Origin of the sequence: Flavobacterium sp. LMO6, assembly GCF_009495795.1 — a bacterium.
Lineage (GTDB): Bacteria > Bacteroidota > Bacteroidia > Flavobacteriales > Flavobacteriaceae > Flavobacterium.
In genome coordinates, this window is the sequence record NZ_WIBH01000002.1 from 51,639 (window position 1) to 72,279 (window position 20,641).

Consider the following 20,641-nt stretch of genomic DNA (forward strand, 5'->3'; position numbering starts at 1 on the left):
AAAAAAATAATAAATTTGGGAACTTTTTAACAATTAAAAAATTTATGGGAGCGACAGTTATTTCAGATGAACACGCTTTAGACGGAGGTCCAGGACCATTAGGAGCAACTTATGGTAAAATGATGATGTGGTTTTTCATCTTATCAGATGCATTAACCTTTTCTGGTTTCTTAGCCGCGTACGGTTTTTCAAGATTTAAATTCATTGAAACTTGGCCTATTGCCGATGAGGTTTTTAACCACTTTCCATTCTTACACGGTGTTAATGCACCAATGTATTATGTTGCGTTAATGACTTTTATCTTAATTTTCTCTTCTGTAACTATGGTATTAGCTGTAGATGCAGGTCATCACATGAAAAAAACAAAAGTAGCATTCTACATGTTTTTAACTATTATTGGTGGTTTTATCTTCTTAGGTTCTCAAGCTTGGGAATGGAAAAATTTCATCAAAGGAGAATATGGTGCAGTTGAAACAAATGGAGGTTCAATCTTACAATTTGTTCAAAAACAAGAAGATGGTACTTTTAAAAGAGTTGCTTTAGCTGATTTTGCTGCAACTTTACCTGAAGTAAGAACCCAACATGAAAGAAGTAACGGAGTTTGGTTTATGGGCGAATCTTCATTACCATCATTTTCAGTAAATGAAGTAGTAGAAGGTTTTAAATCTAATGAATCTATTTTGGTTCGTACAGAATTTTTAAATGCTGAAAAACATAAAACAGTTTTATCTAGAGAAGAATCTTTAAAAAGATTAAGCGATTCTAAATATGTAGTTGAAGGAGCTAACTTAATTAGAAACGAATACGGTCATAAATTATTTGCTAACTTCTTTTTCTTTATTACTGGTTTCCACGGATTCCACGTATTTACAGGGGTATTAATTAATGTTATTATTTTCTTTAACGTTCTATTAGGTACTTACGAAAAAAGAAAAAGTTACGAAATGGTTGAAAAAGTTGGATTATACTGGCACTTTGTCGATTTAGTGTGGGTATTCGTATTTACTTTCTTCTATTTAGTATAATTATAATTAAAAGTATATCATGGCACACGCACACGAATCAAATACAAAAAGAATTTGGATAGTTTTCGGAATTCTTTCTATCATAACTATAGTAGAGGTTTTATTTGGTATTTATAAACCAAAAGCTTTATTCTTCAATAATTTCTTAGGAATGAATTTATTGAATTGGTTATTCATTATTTTAACTATCGTTAAAGCTTATTACATTACTTGGGCTTTCATGCACATGGAAGGTGAAAAAAAATGGTTTAGAAGATCTATTGTTTGGACCGTAGTGTTCTTAATCCTTTATCTATGTTTTATTTTATTAGTTGAAGGAGATTACATTTATGGCACTTATAAAACAGGACATTTAAAGTGGATATTTTAACACTTGTTTCTTATATAGAATCCCGATTTCATCGGGATTTTTTTTACTTTTGTATGAACAAAATTAGTGTAACCTAATGAAAAATAAATTAGTTTTAATTTCGCTCTTTATATTGCCAATTGCTATTTATTTGGTATTCTCAACCGCATCACATAATTCATTATTTTTACCAACAATTTCTAAAGGCAATAAAGATATTCCTGCAGATTGGACAAGTTTAGATGGGGAACCGCTTTCGATGAAAGGAAAAATTACGGTTCTGGGTTTTGTGGGAACTAATGTTATTGAAAACAGAGGTAATTTTTTTAATTTAAACCAGAAAATTTACAACAAATATAAAGGGTTTAAAGATTTTCAAATGATAATGGTTGTTCCGCAAGGGAATGAAAAAAAATGCCAGCAAATTATTGATGAATTAGCACCAATTACTGGTGAAATGACTGGTTGGAAATTTTCTTTTTCTTCACCTGAAAAAATCCAAGAATTTTATGATAGTTATAAATTAATGGGAAATCTTGATGAAAACAAAGGAACATCAGCTGTTATTATTGTAGATAAAGAATTAAATCATAGAGGAAGAAAAGGTAAGAATAAAAAAGGTGAAGAAGAATATAAAGAAAGTTACAATACCATTTCTGCAGCTGATTTACATAATGAAATGACAGATGATGTCAAAATTATTTTACGTGAGTATCGTTTAGCACTTAAAAAGAATAAAAACGAGCGAAAAGATGCTTTTAGAGATAACATCAAAGAAAATATTGAAAAACAAAAGTAAAAGTTATCATGAAAAATAAATCTTATATAGGAATTTCTTTCATTGTTTTAATTTTCGGAATTTGGGCGGTTCCTAAAATAATTGCCAAGTTCCAAAAATCTGATTTAGTTGAAATTGGTCCAGTTCCCGCATTTGAATTAACAGATCAAAACAATAAAAAAATTTCTAATAAAGAGTATTTAGGTCAGGTTTATGTTGTAGAGTTTTTCTTTTCAACTTGTCCAACAATTTGTCCTAAAATGAATCAAAGTATGTTGCAATTACAAGACGAGTTTTATGGTAATCCTAAATTTGGATTAGCTTCAATAACTATAGATCCGGAACATGACACATCTGAAGTTTTAAAGGAACATGCAGATTTATTGGGAGTTAAACATTATAATTGGCATTTTTTAACAGGAGATAAAGCGTATATTTACAGCTTGGCAAATAAAGGTTTTAATTTATATGCTGGTGAAAATAATAAAGCAGCCGGAGGATTTGAACATTCAGGTTTATTTGCTTTAATAGATAAAAACGGAATAATTAGATGCAGAAAAGATGCTCAAGGAAATCCTATTTTATATTACGATGGGTTAGAAACTTCGGGGGTTGAAGCAATAAAAGAAGATATTAAAAAATTATTAGCAGAATAAAAATGGAAACAAATAAAGAAACAAAGTATAATAAATTAATTGTAGTTCTATCTTTTGCAATTCCTGTGGTGGTTGCTTTATTATTTGGAGTAAATCTTAAAAAGTTAGGTTTCGATGTACAACCGCTTTCTTTTTTACCACCAATTTATGCTGCCATAAATGGATTAACGGCTATTTTGTTAGTTGCAGCAGTTATTGCAATTAAAAACAAAAACAGAAAACTACATGAAAATTTAATGAAATCTGCAATTGCTTGTTCAGTTGCGTTTTTAGGAATGTATGTAGCCTATCATATGACTTCCGATTCAACTAAATTTGGTGGAGAAGGAGCAATTAAATATTTGTATTATTTTATCTTAATTACTCATATTTTATTATCAATTATAATTATTCCTTTAGTGCTTACAACTTATGTGAAAGCGTGGTCGGAACAATTTGATAAGCATAAAAAAATTGCAAAAATTACTTTCCCAATTTGGTTATATGTTGCCGTTACAGGAGTTGTAGTTTATTTAATGATTTCTCCTTATTATGCAAATTAAAGTTAAAAGTCAAAAGTTAAAAGTAAAAAAAAGAAAGCAGGAAGTATTTAATAAAATACTTTTTACTTTAACCTTTTTACTTTTGCCTTTTATAGCTGAAGCCCAATGTGCCATGTGTCGTGCAGCTCTGGAGAGTGAAGATGGTGGAGTTAAAGCAGAAGCAGTTAATGATGGCATTGTATATTTAATGGCAATTCCTTATATATTAGTTGGTGTTTTAGGATATGCTATTTACCGATTGAAATACGGCAAGAAGAAGTAGCAATTCTGTCAAACTGAACTTGTTTCAGTTTCTCAAAACCAAAAAGGTTAAATCTTAAGATTCTGCAATTGCAAATTCAACGAAGTTTCAAATTATATAGTTTGATTTTTACTCCATTCCGTCAATATTTATGCTCATTTTTCCTGATGTAGTAATAAATGCAATAATGGCTTTATCTGTAATTTCTACTTTTTCAAACTCGAAATCGTTTAAAGTTCCGTTTACAAAAACACCTTTCATTGGTGAATAATTAGATAAATAAGGATTCATGCTTTTTTTCCCTTCTTCTAAATTTGATTTAATCGAATAACGGCAACTTTCTTGAATTTTCTTTAAAATGGTGCCTTGCATTAACCAGTTTGCCGATTTCATCAAAATGTTTTTTGTATTCAAAACATAATCCATTTGATCAAAGTATATTTCTTTTGTAATTTGATTGTAATTTGGTATTCCCGTTAAATAAATAGTTCCATTAATGCTTCCAGAAATATCTAGTGCAATAATCATCTTGCCATCTTTTTCCCATAAATCTACTTTTTGAACCACAATTTTTCTACTTCCCGAAGCAAATTCTTGCCCGTTGAAATTTTTGGTAACTATTTTACTGGCACTTTCGTAAGTAGAAACTGCAACAACTGAAACTGTTGTTTTATTCGGAATTGAGGTAACTGGTTTTAAGATAATTTTTTTGGCTTCAAAATTATTATTAGGTTCTTGTCCTACCATGGTTTGCATATTGCATTTTAATCCCATGTTCATAGTAATTTTTGTTTTTTCTAATTTGGCCTCTGTAACATATAATTCTATAGGAACCATTTTAAACCAAGCTTCATATTGTTCATTTGTTAAAAAAGGCGTACTCAATTTTTCTAAAACAGATAAAACTTGAGGTTTAAAATCGCATGACGAATCAATGGCTTCATCAATTTTTTTTGCAATTTTCGATTTAAAAATACTTAACGTTGGGTTTATTACATAAGTAATTGGAACTTTTTTTCCAGCAACTACAATATTTGGACTTTCGTTCCATTCAAAATCATTAATTTTTGAAGTGGTTGTTAATTTCCAATTGTATAAGTTCGTCTTACTGTCTAATGTAATGGTTCCGTTTAAATTAATTTCTCGCGTATCGTTTAAACCCATAAAGTCTGTTCCGTATTTAAATTTTGCCCAAATTTTTAAAGGAATTATAGATACGATATTTCCGTTTTTTTCTGTTAATTGAATTGGAGCCGTTTTCCAAATTTTCATTTCGGTTTTATCATCGGTTAAAATAGTGTCATTATAAATTAAACCTTTTAAGTTTTTATTTAATTGACTTTCAATTTCTTTCAATGAAATTTCAACAGGCATGGCTATAAACGAAATTTTATTTTTATAAACAACAGCTGCGTTATTTGATGGAGCCGGTTTAAGCGCTTCAATTTTATTGGTGGTTCCGCAAGAAACGAATAATAGCAAAGTGCTAGCTAGTATTGTGAAGGCGATAATTGTTTTCATTTTAGCAATTGGTATGTACTTTTTTTCGATGTAAAAGTAAAATTTTAATTGATATCTGTAACAAAAATGTAAAATGAAGGTCTTATAAGAAATGAGAAGTAAAGCACATAAAATGACAACAAAAAAAATACTCTTCTTTCTAATGTTGATTGGAATGCAACTATCGGCACAAGAAAAGAAATGGACACTTGAAGAATGTGTTGATTATGCCATAAAAAATAATATTTCAATTAAGCAATCTGAGCTTGATTTAAAAACATCTTCTGTAGATAAATTAGAAGCTGTTGGAGGATTTTTACCAACATTAAGTGGAAATGCCAACTATAGTGTAAATACAGGAGCAAGTATTAATCCGGTAACAAATCAGTTTCAAAATCAAACTTTTAAATCTTTTTCTGCTTCAGCTAATTCTAGTATTGTTTTATTTAATGGATTGGCAAATTGGAAAACATTACAAAGAGCTAAATTAAATAAGATTGCAAATTCATATCGTTTAGATAAAATGAAAGACGATATTGCACTTTCTGTAGCTAATTCTTATTTGCAAATATTGTTTAATAAAGAACAATTAAAAGTGCAATTAAATCAAAATTTAATAACAAAAGAAAATTTAAAAAGAACGCAAGAACTTATTGATGCGGGTTCCCTTCCGGCAGGCGATATTTTTGAGTTACAAGCTACAGATGCCTCACAAGAACAACAAATAATTAATTCTGAAAATGCACTTTTAATTTCTAAAATTGGATTGTGTCAAACCTTATTAATTGAAGATTATGTTAATTTTGATATTTCAGATGAAGTAATCGATTTACCAATTTCTAACGTTGTAAATGAAACTCAAGAAGCTATTTTAGAAAAAGCAAAAGAATCGGTAAAAGATGTTAAAATTGCTTTGTCTAATGTAGATGTTGCAAAAAAAGATGTCGGTATTTCTCGTTCATCTTATTTGCCAACATTAACAGGTTTTGTAGGATATAACACACGTTGGTCTGAAAGTCCGGTTTATAATTTCATAGACCAGTTATCTTTATTTGATGGAACTGCACTAGGTTTACAGTTAAATGTGCCAATTTTCAACGGATTTTCAACTCGTGCTAGAGTGCAAAGAGCTAAAATTAATCAAGAGCGTTCTGAATTTCAGTTGAAACAAGCTGAATTAGATTTAGAACGAAATGTATATCAGGCCTATAATGATGTTTCTAATGCTAAAAAAGCATTTGAAGCAGCTCAAAAAACATTAGAAGCTCGTAAACAAGCCTTTAATTTTTCTAAGGAAAGATATGAAGTAGGTTTGTTAAATGCGTTTGATTTTTCACAATCTACAATTGCATTTGAAAACGCACAATCTGAAGTATTACGAACTAAGTACGATTATATTTTTAGAACCAAAATTTTAGAATTTTATTTCGGAATTCCATTAATTAAAAAACAATAATAAAACATAAATAGCAAGTCATGTCAAAGAAAACCATATACATTTTACTAGGAAGCGCAATTGGACTAATCTTATTGTTAGTTGGACTTAAAAAAGGTGGCGTTATCGGAAATAATGATGATTCTAAAATTGTAGAATTGTCAAAAGTAGCACAAACCACAATTATAGAAACGGTTTCGGCAACAGGTAAAATACAACCAGAAATTGAAGTAAAAATTTCGTCTGAAGTTTCAGGAGAAGTTATTGCGTTAACGGTTAAAGAAGGGCAACAAGTTAAAAAAGGAGATTTACTAGTTCGTATTAATCCAGATTTATATGAATCAGGTGTTAATCGTTCAGTCGCTTCTATGTCAACTACAAAAGCTGGTTTAAGTCAGGCAGATGCTCAAGTTAAAGAAGCAAAAGCTAATTATGACAGAAATAAAAAATTATTTGAAAAAGGAATTATTTCAAAATCAGAGTGGGATAGAATTGTATCGGCTTATGAAGTTGCGGTTGCCAATAAACAATCGGCTTATTATCAAGTTCAAAGTGCTTCTGCAACTGTTACTGAGGCAAAAGACAACTTAGGTAGAACTACCATATATGCGCCGGCAGATGGAACTATTTCATTATTAAACATCGAATTAGGTGAAAGAGTTTTAGGAACGCAACAAATGACAGGAACTGAAATTTTAAGAATTGCTAACCTAAATAATATGGAAGTTGAAGTTGATGTAAACGAAAACGACATTGTAAAGGTTAATATTGGAGATTCGGCAAAAATTGAAGTAGATGCTTATTTAAAAAGAGAGTTTAAAGGAATCGTAACTAGTATTTCAAATTCAGCAAGTTCAGCATTAACTGCAGATCAGGTAACTAATTTTAAAGTAAAAGTTCGAATTTTAAAAGAATCGTATCAAGATTTATTAGAAGGTAAACCAGAAAATTACTCTCCGTTTAGACCAGGAATGACGGCAACGGTTGATATTATTACAAAACGTAAAGAAAATATTGTAGCAGTGCCAATTAGTGCGGTTGTAATAAAAGATGATACCACTTCTGTTAAAAAAGATATTGTAGCTGAATTAGAAAAAGAAGAACAAGTGAAAAAAGGGACAGCACCAAAAAGCGATAAAAAATACGAATGTGTATTTGTTAAAGTTGGTGATAAAGCTAAACTAAGAGTTGTGAAAACAGGAATTCAAGACGATTCTAATATTGAAATTATGTCAGGCTTAAAACCAGGTGAAGAAATTATAATTGGACCTTATACAACGGTTTCTAAAGATTTAGTTTCAAATGATAAAGTTCGTGTAGAAACAGAAAAAGATAAAAAAGACAGTAAGAAGTAGATCTCTTACTAGTTAATTTGGGTAGATAAGGCGTAGTTAACTGCGCCTTGTTTTTTTTTACACGTTTATCTTTTTAACTTTGCACTTTTAAATTCCAATTTATGGCAATTATTCTAAATATAGAAACCGCAACTAAAAATTGTTCAGTAGCTTTATCAGCAGAAGGAAAAACTATCGCTTGTAAAGAAATTGCTGAGCAAAATTTTTCTCATGCAGAAAAATTACATGTTTTTATTGAAGAATTACTTTCTGAAAATCAATTAATTTTTTCAGATTTAGCAGCCATAGCAGTAAGTCAAGGTCCTGGTTCGTATACGGGTTTACGAATTGGCGTTTCTTCTGCAAAGGGATTTTGTTATGCATTAAATATTCCTTTAATAGCAATTGATACATTACAACTTTTAGCTAATCAAGTTCGTATTGATGATGGAATTATAATTTCTATGATTGATGCTCGAAGAATGGAAGTTTTTTCTGCTTTTTACGACAAAAATCAGCAACAAATTAGAACAACACTAGCTGAAATAATAGATGAAACTTCTTATAGTGAAATTTCAGAAAAAATTCATTTAGTAGGAGATGGAGTTGCAAAATTTAAAGAGGTATTAACCGATGAAAAGTTTGTTTTTCATAGCGATGTTGTATTTCCGTCTGCAAATGAAATGAGCAAATTATCCTTTGATAAATATCAAAAACAGGATTTTGTAGATGTTGCTTATTTTGAACCGTACTATTTGAAAGATTTTGTTTTAACGAAATAATCTTATTTAAAAGGTTTTGATATTTCAACCTGATGTGGATATGGAATTTCGATGCCAACTTTATCAAATTCTACTTTACATTTTTCTAAAATAGCTGATTTTACAATAAACAGATGTTCTTTTTTAGTATAAGGGCGAACAGCAAAGTCTATTGAACTTGCAGCTAGTTCATTTACGAAAATTGACGTTTCTGGCTCTTTTAATATTTCAGGAATAGATAGAATAATATGGTGTAACGTGTTTTTTACAAGTTGTAAATCAGAATCATATCCAACAGAAATAATTAAATCAACTCTTCTAATTCCATTTGTGCTATAGTTTATGATTGTGCCATTTGATAAAGAAGCATTAGGAATAATAATTTGCTTATTATCCGGTGAAGTAATAATGGTTGAAAAAATCTGAATTTCTTTAACGGTTCCAAGTGTTCCTTGTGCTTCTATGGTGTCTCCAACTTTAAAAGGTTTAAATAAAATAATTAAAATTCCACCTGCAAAATTAGAAAGAGATCCTTGTAAAGATAAACCAACGGCTAATCCGGCTGCTCCTAATATGGCAACAAAAGAAGATGTTTCTATGCCTAACTTAGAAATTACAGTAACAAATAATACAATTCGTAATGTCCAAAAGATTACATTACCAATAAAGTTGGATAATGTTAATTCAATATTTCGTTTTGTCATTATTCTTTTTGCGGTTTTGGTTACAAAGCTGGTTCCCCAAAGCCCAACTAATAATATTAGTATAGCAACCACAAATTTTGGCGAATATTCTAAGACTAGTTGTTTAACGGTTTCTAGATATAATTGAATTTCTATTGTTGTCATTTTAATTGAATAATTATTTATAGGAGCAAAGATAAAATTTGTTATTTAGTTGTGCTAAAAGTTTGTCGTTTTCCTTTTTTTAAATTTAAATTAAGCTTGCTAAATGTTATGTTTTTTGATTTCTAAATTTTAAATGATAACATTAAATTAACATAGGAATGAAAATCTTAAAGGACTTTTGCATTTAAATTAATTCATATAAAAATGGAGCAGATTTATGTAATCATGTTAATTGTCTTAGGAGCTTTAGCCATAATAGATTTGGTGGTTGGAGTTAGTAATGACGCAGTGAATTTTTTAAATTCAGCTATTGGTTCCAAAGCCATTTCTTTTAAAACTACAATGATTGTTGCAAGCATTGGTGTTTTAGTTGGTGCGTTGTTTTCTAGTGGAATGATGGAAATTGCAAGAAGTGGAATTTTTGTTCCAAGTATGTTTAGTTTTAATGATGTTATGATCATTTTCTTGGCGGTTATGATTTCTGATATTTTATTATTAGATGTCTTTAATTCCATGGGTTTGCCAACTTCTACTACAGTTTCTATTATTTTTGAATTGCTTGGTGCTGCGGTATGTTTAGCTTTGTATAAGATATATACTACAGATGAAACATTAGATCATTTAGGAGCCTATATTAACACAAAAAAAGCTTCCGAAATAGTTTACAGTATATTGTTATCTGTTGTTTTGTCTTTTAGTATAGGTGGTTTTGTTCAATATTTATCTAGGTTAATTTTTACTTTTCATTACGAAAAAAAATTAAAATATTTTGGTGCTATTTTTGGAGGAATTGCAATTACGGCTATTACCTTCTTTATTTTGATAAAAGGTTTAAAAGGGGTTTCTTTTATTTCTAAAGATCAATACAATTGGATTAAGGATAACCAACTTATGATTGTAGGATTTAATTTTATTTTATTTACAATTTTATCTCAAATTGCTTCTAGTTTTTTCAAAATTAATATCCTAAGAGTTATCATTGTAATTGGAACATTTGCTCTAGCATTAGCATTTGCGGGTAATGATTTAGTTAACTTTATAGGTGTTCCAATTGCGGCATTCAATTCATACCAAATTTTTCAAGGAGGTAGCGTTTCAGGAGATGACTTTATGATGGGGGCTTTGGCTAATGATGATATTGTAGCGCCGTTTTACTTTTTATTATTTGCAGGGTTTGTAATGGTTGTTACATTGTGGACTTCTAAAAAAGCGAAAAGCGTAATTGAAACCGGAGTTAATTTATCTAGACAAGGCGATGGAGTTGAAAAATTCTCTCCTAACTCAGCCTCTAGATTTATTGTTAGAACAGGAGTTTATTTAGGGGAAGGAATAAATTACTTTTTACCTAAAAGTGTTCAGATACATATAGATAAGCGTTTTGAAAAAGTAGAAAAAAAATATAAAAACTCTGAAGATGAACCGGCTTTTGATATGGTTAGGGCTTCAGTTAATTTAATGGTGGCTAGTATTTTAATTTCTATAGGAACGTCTATGAAATTGCCACTGTCTACAACATATGTTACTTTTATGGTGGCTATGGGTTCTTCATTTGCAGATAGAGCTTGGGATAGAGAAAGTGCTGTATACAGAATTGCAGGAGTTTTTAATGTAATTGGAGGTTGGTTTTTTACCGCTGTTGTTGCTTTTGTAATGTCTTTTATAATTGCTTATGTTTTAAAAATTGGGGAAGTCTTTGCTTTTGTAGGATTAATTTTGATGCTAGGAATTTTGTTATATAGAAGTTCAAGAAAGCACAAATTAAAAGTTCAAGAAGAAGATGAAATTAAAAGTTTAAGAAAAGAAGATGTTGGCACTATTAAAGAGATGATTATAGAGAGTTCTTCTCAAATCTCAAAAGTATTAAGAAAAACTAGTGCTTTATATTCAAGTGTTGTTGATAATTTAGGGCTACAAGATTTATCTAAATTAAAAGAAAATAAAAAATCACTTAAAAAGTTAGAAAAAGAAATTGATGAGTTAAAAAGTAATGTTTTTTATTTTATTAAAAATCTAGATGATAATTCTGTTGAAGCTAGTAAATTTTATATTTTAATTTTAGGGTATTTACAAGACATGGTTCAGTCTATTGAATTTATAACTTCAAACAGTCATTCTCATGTAAATAATAATCACAAAAAGTTAAAATTCAATCAAATTCGTGATCTTAAATCGGTAGATACTCAGTTGCAAGAATTATTTAGTCGTTTAGAAGAAAGTTTTAAATCTGAAGACTTTTCTAAATTGGATGATATATTAAAAGAAAAAAATGTTTTCTTAGATACGGTATCCGAATTAATTTCAAAACAAATTAATCGCATTCGAACTACTGAAACGAGTCCAAAAAACAGTAAACTTTACTTTTCTTTATTGCTAGAAACAAATGATTTAATAAAGTCTATTATGAATTTGTTAGAATTGTTTAAAGAGTTCAATCAACAAAATAATAAGAAATAATCAAAACATAAAAAAAGAGCCGTGAGGCTCTTTTTTTATGTTTTGATCTTAGAAGTTATTATCCGTTAATAGCTTCTACTTTAATGTTTTCATCTTTCAACATATCTTTTAACATGTTTTCAATTCCGTTTTTTAAGGTAAAGGTTGATGATGGGCAACCACTACATGCGCCTTGTAAAATTACTTTTACTCTTTTTTCAATTGGATCAAAAGATTCAAACATAATATTTCCGCCGTCACTTTGAACAGCTGGTTTAACATATTCTTCAATTATATTAATAATTTGTTGCGATGTAACATCAAGCGTGTCAAAATAAGCTTCTTGTTGTTTTTGATGAATTTCTGTTTTTACAATAGCAGTTTCATCGATTACCGTATTTCCGTTTTCTATATATTCTTTAATGAAGGTTCTTAGTTCTAATGTGATTTCATCCCATTCAGTCACTGCGAATTTGGTAACCGATATGTAATTTTCATCTATAAAGATCTCTTTTACAAATGGAAATTTAAACAACTCCTTTGCTAATGGTGAAGCAATTGTTTCGTCAATGTTTTTGCACTCTAATGCCGTTTTGGTTAATAATTTATTGCAAACAAATTTTAACACAGATGGGTTAGGGGTTGTTTCAGCATAAACTGAAACGGGTTGCTTTTTTGTTTTATTCTCATCAATTTTGATAATTTCTCCACCATCAGAAATGAATTCATTAATTTGATTGGCAACATCTTCTTGTACATCTTCCCATTCTACAATTGAAAATTTTTCAATAGCAATGAAATTTCCTGAAACATAAACCGTTTTAACGAAAGGGAGAAAAAATAATTGTTTTGCTAATGGAGAATTTTGAGTTTCATCAATATTTTTAAATTCAAAATTTTCTGATCTTACAATATTTTCATCCAATTCAAATTTTACTATGGCTGGATTTTGAGTTATTTTAGTTGCGATTACTTGCATGATTTTTATTTTTTTGCAAAGATACAAAGTTCAAAAGATATGTTGTTTGTTTTAGTTGTATACTTTTTTATTTAACTTTTTGTTATATTTTGTTGTATTTTGAATGGTATAACGATTATTTATGTTTAAAATATTAAAAAAATGTAAATTTAACTTAAGAATATTTTGCGTGAAATGTAAAAGAAACCTAAAAATTTATATCTTTGGCAAGTTCGTATCAAAAAGCCATATTATATTGTTTTTTTATATTAATAAATTCTAGTTTTAAAACCTAAGTATTTGATTAGAATTATAAAGAAGTATGTTTACATTAAACAAGATCTACAATGAATTTTAAAAAGAGTTATTTTATTTTAGCATTTTTATTAGCACAATTTACTTTTGCCCAAGAAGGAGTTGCTGTATATTCTGATTATTTGTCGGATAATTATTATTTAATTCATCCATCTATGGCAGGTGCTGCTAATTGTGGTAAAATTAGATTGACTGGTCGTCAACAATGGTTTGGTCAAGAAGATGCTCCTGCATTACAAACAGTAAGTTTTAATACCGCTTTAGATGAAGATGGTGTTTCTGGTGTTGGTATGATATTATTTAATGATAAAAATGGTTATCATTCTCAAAAAGGAGCAAAACTTACTTATGCACATCATTTACGCTTCTCAAGAGGAACATTAGATTTAAATCAATTGTCTTTTGGTCTAAGTACAGCTTTTGTTCAAAGTACAATTGATGGAAGAGATTATACAGGTTTTGATCCAGTAATTGTTCAAGGGGTTATTCAAAAAGATGCTTATTTCAATGTAGATTTAGGAGTTTCTTATCATTATATGGACTTCTTTACACACTTTACTATTAAAAATTTCTTGGCAAGTAGAAGAGAATTATATACGAGAGATATCGAGTCTGATAATTTAAGTAAATATTTATGGAGCGCTGGTGCTGTATTTGGCAGTGATAGCGATCTATTATTTGAGCCTTCTTTTATGTTTCAATATATTTCTGAAACAAAAGAGAAATCTATTGATTTAAACTTAAAAGTATACAAACAATTAGATTTTGGTAAACTTTGGGGAGGAATATCTTATAGAAGAAGTTTTGATGGTGCTCAATATGTTGATGGAAGTGGGTTACAAGATCAAAAATTACAATGGATTACTCCTATAATTGGTTTAAATTACGATAAATTCATGTTCTCTTACACGTATTCTCATATAATGGGAGATGTTAAGTTTGATAACGGTGGTTTTCATCAAATCACTTTAGGAATCAACGTATTCTGTAAAGATAAAGAATGGGATTGTAATTGTCCGGCGGTCAATTAATTTTATACAAAACTATATTTGTCCCGATTTATCGGGACATTTTTTTTAAAAAGAATATATATGCTTATTAAAGAAGTTAACGGAAAATTTCCTCAAATTCCTCAAGATTGTTATGTTGCTGAAAACGCAACTATTGTTGGAGATGTAACTTTTGGTTCTAATTGTAGTGTATGGTTTAATGCTGTATTAAGAGGTGATGTCAATTCTATTACAATTGGTAACAAAGTCAATATTCAAGATGGTGCAGTTGTTCATTGTACTTATCAAAAGCATCCAACAATTATTGGGAATAATGTTTCCATTGGACATAATGCTATAGTTCATGGTTGTACAATTAAAGACAATGTTTTAATTGGAATGGGAGCTATCGTAATGGATAATTGTACTATTGAAAGTAATTCAATAGTTGCTGCGGGTTCTGTTATAACACAAAATACGGTGGTTGAATCGGGTTGTATTTACGCTGGTGTTCCTGCAAAAAAAGTTAAGGATATTGATCAAAGTGATTTTGCTGGAGAAATTGAACGTATTTCAAATAATTATGTAATGTATTCTGGTTGGTTTAAAGACGAATAAATTAGAAATTTTTAAAGATTACTTTTTCTTTGTAATCTAATATGCTTTTTAAAACTTCAGGCTCGCTATTCGTATAGAATATTTGCGAGCTTTTATTTTTAGATGTGTTAATTAAAAAATTTTGTTCTAATATATTTTGAGTTTGTTTTGCCACAGCTTCGCCAGAATCGATTATTCTAATTTTAGCAGGAATTATTTTTTTTATCTGAGGTATTAAATAGGGGTAATGACTACATCCTAAAACTAAGAAATCAATATTTTTCTCAATCATTGGATTTAAATAACTTTTTAATAAATCTTCCATTTCTGCTGAATCAATATCTCCATTTTCTATTAATTGAACTAATCCATGGCCTATTTGTTCAATTATTTTAACTTCTGGATGATTTGCTGCGCTTATATGAAATAGTTCACTATTAAGCGTTCCTTTTGTGGCTAATATGCCAATTTTTTGAGTTTTAGATTGTATTGCAGCAGGTTTTATAGCAGGTTCAATTCCTATAAAAGGCACATCGTATTTCGCTCTTAATTCTTTTATTGCATTAGTTGTCGCGGTATTACATGCTACAATTATTAATTTGCAATTTAAATTTAGTAATAATTCAGTGTTTTTAGAACTTAGTGCTATAATTTCTTCTTTCGATTTTAATCCATAGGGAGCATTCTTACTGTCAGCAAGATATATTGTATTTTCATTTGGTAAAAGCGAGTGGACTTCTTTCCATATAGAAGTTCCACCAATTCCAGAATCAAATAAACCTATAGGATTTTCGTTTATCATAATAACAAAAATAAAAAAAACTGCTCAATCTTAATCAAGATTGAGCAGTTTTTAAAATTATATATGCTAATAAATTAGAAACCTAATGATTTTTTTACATCTGCTAATAAATCTGTACCATCAGCAACTAATAAACCACTTCCTGTAGTAGCATCTAAAACATAGTTAAAACCTTTTTCTTTTGCCACTTTTTGGATAGCTGTTTGAGCTTTTTCCATGATTGGCTTATATAAGTCCATTTCTTTTTGTCCTAGTTCTTTTTGAGCTGTTTGTTGAAATTGTTGAATACGACTTCCCATGTCTTGCATTTCTTTAGAACGAGTTTCGTTTAATGCATCACCAGCAGTTGGAGCTTCTTGTTCGTATTTTTGTAATTTTGTTTGGTATTCAGCCACCATGTTTTTGTAATCTTTATCGTAAGTCTCTTGAATTTTCTTCATTTGATCTTGAGCTGTTTTCATTTCAGGCATCGATGTCATTAGAGCTTGTAAATCTATATGAGCAACTTTTGTTTGAGCTGAAACTTGAGTTCCAATAAAAAGTACGATTGCGATTGCTAAGGTTTTTAATTGTTTCATTTTTAATTTTAAAATTTAAGTTATTTAATTTTTGTTCTCTATTTCTGTTTTCTGTTCTTTTGCTTTTTTAGCGGCCTCTTTTTCTTCAGCTAACTTTTTCTTTTTTTCTTCTATTGCTTTTTTGCGTTCCTCTAATTTTCTGTTTCTTTCGTCAATAGCTTTTTGTCTTATTTCTGCAGGTGTTGGTTTTTTGTCAACTCCCTCTAATACTTCTTTGTTATTTACTTCTTTTGTATTCGTTGAGTCTGCTATTACTTCTTTTTCAATTACTGTGCCATTTTTTTTAGCATCACGTTCTTCAAGTAGTTTTTTTCTTTTTTCAGCAGCATCTGCTTTCTTTTGTTCGTTAGCAAGTTTGCGTTCTTCAATTAATTTTTCTCTAGCTGCTTTCTTTTCGTCCAGAAGATGTTGTCTTTCTGTAAAAGCAGGATTTTCTTCCAAACCTTCTTCTAATGCTTCTTTAGCTTCAAGTGCTTTAAGTTGTTTTTTAGACATTTCTTCTCGTTTTTGAGAAGCTGTTAGTTTTTTCACAACAAAATCACTTATGTCATATTTTTGAGCAGCAAATAGCATTGTTAAATCAGAAGATTTATCAAATATAAAATCATATTTTCTTTGTTCTGCTACATCTTGAACTATTGTGAATATTTGATCTTGAATAGGTTTGATTAAAACCGTTTTTTGAATGATTAAATCCCCTTTTGGACCAAAACGTTTTTCTTGATATTCAAGAAGTTCTTTTTCTAAATAGGCAATTTCTTCTTCTCTTTCCTCAATTAATTCTTTAGTTAATAAAACGCGTTCTGTTTTTAAACCATCTTTTAACTTTGTTATTTCTGTTTTTTTAACCTCAATTTCTTGTTTCCACTTTTGTGCTTTTTGCTCTAATTGATTATTTGCTTCAGCATAATCTGGAACTTTTTCTAAGATGTATTCCATATCTATATAACCAATTTTGACTCCTCTAGCAGTTTGTGCTTGAGTAGAAAACGATAATAAGGCAAGTATAAATATTAGTTTTTTCATTTTCATTTTGTTTAGTTGGCGAATCTTTTTGATTCTCTTTAGATGTATTAAACGTAATAAATAATAAAATATTTTTACGAATTTAACAAAAAACTCTTAACAAACCTTAAAATTGTTGTCCAATGATAAAGTGAGTTTGCCAACCACTTTTCGCAGTGTCTCCTGGTATAGCATCAAATCCATGCGCAAAATCAATACCTAACAATCCAAATGCTGGCATAAATACACGGATACCAACTCCTGCAGAACGTTGAAGTTTAAAAGGATTGTATTGCTTAAAAGTATCAAATGCTGCTCCGGCTTCTAAGAAACTTAATGCATATATTGAAGCCGACTGATTTAATGTAATAGGATAACGAAGTTCTAATGAAAACTTGTTGTATATAGTTCCACCATCTTGAGATGATAATGAGTTATTTGGATATCCTCTTAATTGAATTACTTCTCGTCCATCTAATGAAAAGTTAGCTAAACCATCTCCACCTAAAAAGAATCTTTCAAACGGAACTAAACCTCTATCTGAGTTATATGCTCCCATGAAACCAAATTCTGCATTAGTTCTTAAAATCAATTTTTCATAGATTCTATTGTAGTTGTCAGCTTTAAATTTAATTTTATAATATTCTAACCAATTAAATCTTTTTTGATCAACTTTACTTCTGTCAACTGCAGCATCTGCAGGGTCTGTAACAGGGTAACCCTCGTCATTCAAATAACTTCCTGCAGGATAATTAGAACCGTCTGGAGCTTCTCCTGCCACCGCAGCTTTAACTTTATTTTCTGCTAAATTTTCTAAATTAGCATAATCTACACCATTAAATAGTGAATAGGGTAATGTAAATTTACCAGATATACTAAATTCTGACCCCATTGTAGGGAAAATTGGATTTACTCCTTTACTATTTCTTGATAATCCAATAGTATAAGCTAAGTTTCTAGATGCACCGTCTCCAAATGTAAATAATCCAGTATTATAGTTGTTTAAGTCATAGTATTGAAACGAAACAGCTTGTGATAATACAAAATAATCATCGGGCACTTTAAGTCTTTTTGCTAATCCAACAGATAATGATGTAATGTTAAAACTTTGACTTCTTGTTACATCTCTAGTTCTTGAATTATACAAAAATTGTTTACTATGTGATAATGATGTTGAAAAACTAACTGGTTTTTTTCCACCAAACCATGGCTCAGAAAATGATAAACTATAAGTCTGAAAGAACGAACTACCTTGTAAACGTAAAGACATTTTTTGTCCGTCACCCATAGGAAGCGGTTTATATGCTCCTTTTTTGAATATATTTCTTGCAGAGAAATTGTTAAAAGATAGTCCTAAAGTTCCTATAAAACCTCCACCACCGTAACCACCTTGTAGTTCTACTTGACTTGATCCTTTTTCTACTACATTATATTCAATATCAACTGTTCCTGCTTGAGGATCTACATTTTTGAAATCGGGTTTAATAGCTTCAGGGTCAAAAAATCCAAGTTGTCCTATTTCACGAATTGAACGAATTAAATCTTCTTTACTGTATTTTTGTCCTGGTTTTGTTCTAAGTTCTCTGTAAATTACATGGTCATTTGTTTTGTCATTTCCTACAACAGTAATTTTGTTAAAATACGCAATTGGACCTTCAGTAATTCTAATTTCAAAGTCAATTGTGTCATTTGCTGTTCTTACTTCAACAGGATTGATACTTGAAAATAAATAACCATTATTTTGATATAAGTTTGTCAAATCTTCACCGTCTGGTTTGGTTTGATCGGCAATTCTTTTTTGAAGAATAGTACCGTTATAAACATCTCCTTTTTTAATTCCTAGAATCGAATTTAGTTGACGTTCAGTATAAACTGTGTTTCCAAGGTAGCGAATATCTCCAAAATAGTATTTTCTTCCTTCTTCAAGTTTTACTTTTATAGCAATAGTATTTGATTTTTTATCGTAAGTAACAGAATCAGAAATTATTCGAGCATCTCTATTCCCTTTTTCTTTATATTTATCAATAACAGCAGCTAAGTCTTCTTTGTATTTTTCTTTTATAAATTTAGATTTTTTGAAAATACGAATCGGATTGCGCTGTTTAGTATTTTTAAACGCTTTTCTAAGTTTTGCATCACTAATTTGGTCGTTGCCTTCAAATACAATACTTTTTACTTTTACTTTATCGCCTTTATCGATATTAACAACCATTTTAACCTCAGTGTCTAAGCTGTCAGGAATAGTGTTAATAACTACTTTGGCTTGGTAATAGCCGTCTTTTTTGTATTTATTTTCGATATAATTTTTAGTGGTAGTAATTAAATTTTCATTTACTATTTTACCTTTCTTTAAATCTGTTTCTTTAATTAATTCTTCTGTTTTTCCCTTTTTTACTCCTTGTATTTTTACATCGGATAATTTAGGTAATTCATTAATATTAAGTTCTAAAAAGATGCTATCGCCTTCAATTTTATTTACATAAAAATTTACATCAGAAAACAATCCTAATTTCCATAATTTTTTAATAGCATTACTAATGTCTTGTCCTGGAACAATTATTTGTTGTCCTTTTTCTAATCCGGTAAAAGTGGTTACAGTTTGTTCGTTGTAACTTATTTTTCCTGTAACATCAATTTTTGCTAATATATATTCTTTACCACTCTCAAGTTTTGTGTCTTGAGCAAATAGTGAAGAGCTATTTAATAATATGAATATTGAAAGTAATTGTATTCCTTTTTTAAACATTGTTTTCGGGTATAATTTGTTCGCTTGTTTTTCCAAATCGGCGTTCTCTTTTTTGATAACTAATAATTGCTTCATACAAATTGTTTTCTGTAAAATCAGGCCAAAGCACATCAGTGAAATAAAATTCGGCATAAGCAATTTGCCACAATAGAAAATTACTTATTCTGTGTTCGCCACTTGTTCTGATTACTAAATCTACATCTGGTAAATTGTGTGTGTAAAGATGCTGATTAATAATTGATTCGTCAATAGCCTGTTCAGAAATTATATTATTTTTAACTTTATCTGATATTTTTTTAACAGCTTGGACAATCTCTTCTCTAGCGCCATAACTAAGGGCTAAAGTAAGTGTCATCCTAGTGTTTTCAGAGGTTTTGTCAATTACTTCTTGTAATTCTTTTTGAACCTTTGTGGGTAAATTTGTTAAATTTCCAATAGCATTTAATTTAATATTATTGGATTGTAATGTCTTAATTTCTTTCTTAAGAGAGGAAATTAATAACTTCATTAAGGTTTCAACTTCTAGTTTTGGACGGTTCCAGTTTTCGGTTGAAAAAGCATAAAGTGTAAGGTTTTGAATGCCTAATTTAGCGCAAGTTTCTACAGTAACTTTAACCGACTTTGTACCACTTTCGTGACCCAATGCTCGAATTAAACCCTTTTGTTTAGCCCATCTGCCATTTCCATCCATAATAATGGCTAAATGCTTTGGTAAACTTGCTGTATTTATTTGTTGAACTAAATCCATT

The 20,641-nt window shown here is 29.6% G+C and carries 20 protein-coding genes; 12 read left to right on the forward strand and 8 right to left on the reverse strand.

Translation table 11 applies throughout. The annotated features are described in order from the left end of the window. Positions 1–44 precede the first annotated feature (44 nt). The 6 genes from GFJ99_RS02765 (at position 45) to GFJ99_RS02790 (ending at position 3,612) form a co-directional block, all read left to right on the forward strand. Positions 45–1,025: a cytochrome c oxidase subunit 3 gene (locus GFJ99_RS02765; RefSeq protein ID WP_153207440.1), complete on the forward strand. Its 981-nt coding sequence runs from the start codon at positions 45–47 to the stop codon at positions 1,023–1,025. 19 nt (positions 1,026–1,044) lie between these two features. Then, positions 1,045–1,395 (forward strand): cytochrome C oxidase subunit IV family protein, encoded by a 351-nt coding sequence (locus GFJ99_RS02770; protein ID WP_008256122.1) that lies wholly within the window; start codon positions 1,045–1,047, stop codon positions 1,393–1,395. Positions 1,396–1,471: 76 nt separating this feature from the next. Continuing rightward, positions 1,472–2,173, forward strand: coding sequence for a hypothetical protein (locus tag GFJ99_RS02775; protein WP_153207441.1), 702 nt, complete (start codon positions 1,472–1,474; stop codon positions 2,171–2,173). An 8-nt stretch (positions 2,174–2,181) separates the two neighbouring features. Next, entirely contained in the window at positions 2,182–2,808 is a 627-nt protein-coding gene (locus tag GFJ99_RS02780; RefSeq protein WP_153207442.1) for an SCO family protein, read from the forward strand. Between the two features lie 2 nt (positions 2,809–2,810). Beyond that, positions 2,811–3,350, forward strand: a complete 540-nt coding sequence (locus GFJ99_RS02785; protein WP_153207443.1) for a DUF420 domain-containing protein — start codon at positions 2,811–2,813, stop codon at positions 3,348–3,350. Beyond that, the gene (locus GFJ99_RS02790; RefSeq protein WP_203228768.1) at positions 3,340–3,612 is read left to right on the forward strand and encodes a hypothetical protein; all 273 of its coding nucleotides are present in this window, start codon (positions 3,340–3,342) and stop codon (positions 3,610–3,612) included. Before GFJ99_RS02785 ends, GFJ99_RS02790 begins: the two co-directional genes overlap by 11 nt. Before the next feature lie 108 nt (positions 3,613–3,720). Here GFJ99_RS02790 and GFJ99_RS02795 read toward each other — a convergent pair whose 3' ends face one another. Continuing rightward, complete coding sequence (locus tag GFJ99_RS02795; protein ID WP_153207444.1) at positions 3,721–5,112, reverse strand: DUF4403 family protein; 1,392 nt, start codon at positions 5,110–5,112, stop codon at positions 3,721–3,723. A gap of 112 nt (positions 5,113–5,224) precedes the next feature. On the opposite strand from GFJ99_RS02795, the gene GFJ99_RS02800 reads away from it, so the two are divergent. The 3 genes from GFJ99_RS02800 to tsaB all read left to right on the forward strand — a co-directional run bounded on the left by GFJ99_RS02800 (position 5,225) and on the right by tsaB (position 8,642). Beyond that, a complete protein-coding gene (locus GFJ99_RS02800) occupies positions 5,225–6,547 on the forward strand; it encodes a TolC family protein (protein WP_238990063.1) in 1,323 nt (440 codons plus the stop codon). A 20-nt stretch (positions 6,548–6,567) separates the two neighbouring features. Continuing rightward, positions 6,568–7,881: an efflux RND transporter periplasmic adaptor subunit gene (locus GFJ99_RS02805; protein WP_153207445.1), complete on the forward strand. Its 1,314-nt coding sequence runs from the start codon at positions 6,568–6,570 to the stop codon at positions 7,879–7,881. 101 nt (positions 7,882–7,982) lie between these two features. Next, positions 7,983–8,642 (forward strand): tRNA (adenosine(37)-N6)-threonylcarbamoyltransferase complex dimerization subunit type 1 TsaB, encoded by a 660-nt coding sequence (gene tsaB / locus GFJ99_RS02810; RefSeq protein WP_153207446.1) that lies wholly within the window; start codon positions 7,983–7,985, stop codon positions 8,640–8,642. A 2-nt stretch (positions 8,643–8,644) separates the two neighbouring features. Here tsaB and GFJ99_RS02815 read toward each other — a convergent pair whose 3' ends face one another. Beyond that, complete coding sequence (locus GFJ99_RS02815) at positions 8,645–9,469, reverse strand: mechanosensitive ion channel family protein (RefSeq protein WP_153207447.1); 825 nt, start codon at positions 9,467–9,469, stop codon at positions 8,645–8,647. 204 nt (positions 9,470–9,673) lie between these two features. Here GFJ99_RS02815 and GFJ99_RS02820 point away from each other — a divergent pair, with 204 nt between their 5' ends. After that, complete coding sequence (locus tag GFJ99_RS02820) at positions 9,674–11,923, forward strand: inorganic phosphate transporter (RefSeq protein ID WP_153207448.1); 2,250 nt, start codon at positions 9,674–9,676, stop codon at positions 11,921–11,923. A 58-nt stretch (positions 11,924–11,981) separates the two neighbouring features. Here the strand turns inward: GFJ99_RS02820 and GFJ99_RS02825 are convergent, their stop codons facing one another. Further along, entirely contained in the window at positions 11,982–12,881 is a 900-nt protein-coding gene (locus GFJ99_RS02825) for a NifU family protein (protein WP_153207449.1), read from the reverse strand. A gap of 326 nt (positions 12,882–13,207) precedes the next feature. Here GFJ99_RS02825 and GFJ99_RS02830 point away from each other — a divergent pair, with 326 nt between their 5' ends. Together GFJ99_RS02830 and GFJ99_RS02835 are read left to right on the forward strand one after the other, a co-directional pair. Continuing rightward, a complete protein-coding gene (locus tag GFJ99_RS02830; RefSeq protein ID WP_153207450.1) occupies positions 13,208–14,206 on the forward strand; it encodes a type IX secretion system membrane protein PorP/SprF in 999 nt (332 codons plus the stop codon). A 60-nt stretch (positions 14,207–14,266) separates the two neighbouring features. Further along, a complete protein-coding gene (locus GFJ99_RS02835) occupies positions 14,267–14,782 on the forward strand; it encodes a gamma carbonic anhydrase family protein (protein ID WP_153207451.1) in 516 nt (171 codons plus the stop codon). Position 14,783: 1 nt separating this feature from the next. On the opposite strand, the gene murI is transcribed toward GFJ99_RS02835, so the two are convergent. The 5 genes from murI to GFJ99_RS02860 all read right to left on the reverse strand — a co-directional run bounded on the left by murI (position 14,784) and on the right by GFJ99_RS02860 (position 20,640). Then, the gene (gene murI / locus GFJ99_RS02840) at positions 14,784–15,563 is read right to left on the reverse strand and encodes a glutamate racemase (RefSeq protein WP_153207452.1); all 780 of its coding nucleotides are present in this window, start codon (positions 15,561–15,563) and stop codon (positions 14,784–14,786) included. Positions 15,564–15,637: 74 nt separating this feature from the next. Continuing rightward, positions 15,638–16,141, reverse strand: a complete 504-nt coding sequence (locus GFJ99_RS02845) for an OmpH family outer membrane protein (protein ID WP_153207453.1) — start codon at positions 16,139–16,141, stop codon at positions 15,638–15,640. Between the two features lie 24 nt (positions 16,142–16,165). Beyond that, a complete protein-coding gene (locus GFJ99_RS02850) occupies positions 16,166–17,167 on the reverse strand; it encodes an OmpH family outer membrane protein (RefSeq protein ID WP_370454287.1) in 1,002 nt (333 codons plus the stop codon). A 106-nt stretch (positions 17,168–17,273) separates the two neighbouring features. Continuing rightward, on the reverse strand, positions 17,274–19,967 hold the full coding sequence (gene bamA / locus GFJ99_RS02855; RefSeq protein WP_153207455.1) for an outer membrane protein assembly factor BamA: 2,694 nt from the start codon (positions 19,965–19,967) through the stop codon (positions 17,274–17,276). Next, a complete protein-coding gene (locus tag GFJ99_RS02860; protein WP_008256162.1) occupies positions 19,885–20,640 on the reverse strand; it encodes an isoprenyl transferase in 756 nt (251 codons plus the stop codon). Before GFJ99_RS02860 ends, bamA begins: the two co-directional genes overlap by 83 nt. Position 20,641 lies beyond the last annotated feature (1 nt).

Excerpts from the sequence above, each read along its gene's own strand:
- murI (WP_153207452.1), bottom strand. The coding sequence starts at position 15,563 with ATGATAAACGAAAATCCTATAGGTTTATTTGATTCTGGAATTGGTGGA.
- GFJ99_RS02770 (WP_008256122.1), top strand. The coding sequence starts at position 1,045 with ATGGCACACGCACACGAATCAAATACAAAAAGAATTTGGATAGTTTTC.
- GFJ99_RS02765 (WP_153207440.1), top strand. The coding sequence starts at position 45 with ATGGGAGCGACAGTTATTTCAGATGAACACGCTTTAGACGGAGGTCCA.
- GFJ99_RS02830 (WP_153207450.1), top strand. The coding sequence starts at position 13,208 with ATGAATTTTAAAAAGAGTTATTTTATTTTAGCATTTTTATTAGCACAA.
- bamA (WP_153207455.1), bottom strand. The coding sequence starts at position 19,967 with ATGAAGCAATTATTAGTTATCAAAAAAGAGAACGCCGATTTGGAAAAA.
- GFJ99_RS02795 (WP_153207444.1), bottom strand. The coding sequence starts at position 5,112 with ATGAAAACAATTATCGCCTTCACAATACTAGCTAGCACTTTGCTATTA.
- GFJ99_RS02775 (WP_153207441.1), top strand. The coding sequence starts at position 1,472 with ATGAAAAATAAATTAGTTTTAATTTCGCTCTTTATATTGCCAATTGCT.
- GFJ99_RS02860 (WP_008256162.1), bottom strand. The coding sequence starts at position 20,640 with ATGGATTTAGTTCAACAAATAAATACAGCAAGTTTACCAAAGCATTTA.
- GFJ99_RS02835 (WP_153207451.1), top strand. The coding sequence starts at position 14,267 with ATGCTTATTAAAGAAGTTAACGGAAAATTTCCTCAAATTCCTCAAGAT.
- tsaB (WP_153207446.1), top strand. The coding sequence starts at position 7,983 with ATGGCAATTATTCTAAATATAGAAACCGCAACTAAAAATTGTTCAGTA.
- GFJ99_RS02850 (WP_370454287.1), bottom strand. The coding sequence starts at position 17,167 with ATGAAAAAACTAATATTTATACTTGCCTTATTATCGTTTTCTACTCAA.
- GFJ99_RS02825 (WP_153207449.1), bottom strand. The coding sequence starts at position 12,881 with ATGCAAGTAATCGCAACTAAAATAACTCAAAATCCAGCCATAGTAAAA.
- GFJ99_RS02790 (WP_203228768.1), top strand. The coding sequence starts at position 3,340 with ATGCAAATTAAAGTTAAAAGTCAAAAGTTAAAAGTAAAAAAAAGAAAG.
- GFJ99_RS02820 (WP_153207448.1), top strand. The coding sequence starts at position 9,674 with ATGGAGCAGATTTATGTAATCATGTTAATTGTCTTAGGAGCTTTAGCC.
- GFJ99_RS02785 (WP_153207443.1), top strand. The coding sequence starts at position 2,811 with ATGGAAACAAATAAAGAAACAAAGTATAATAAATTAATTGTAGTTCTA.
- GFJ99_RS02780 (WP_153207442.1), top strand. The coding sequence starts at position 2,182 with ATGAAAAATAAATCTTATATAGGAATTTCTTTCATTGTTTTAATTTTC.
- GFJ99_RS02800 (WP_238990063.1), top strand. The coding sequence starts at position 5,225 with ATGACAACAAAAAAAATACTCTTCTTTCTAATGTTGATTGGAATGCAA.
- GFJ99_RS02805 (WP_153207445.1), top strand. The coding sequence starts at position 6,568 with ATGTCAAAGAAAACCATATACATTTTACTAGGAAGCGCAATTGGACTA.
- GFJ99_RS02815 (WP_153207447.1), bottom strand. The coding sequence starts at position 9,469 with ATGACAACAATAGAAATTCAATTATATCTAGAAACCGTTAAACAACTA.
- GFJ99_RS02845 (WP_153207453.1), bottom strand. The coding sequence starts at position 16,141 with ATGAAACAATTAAAAACCTTAGCAATCGCAATCGTACTTTTTATTGGA.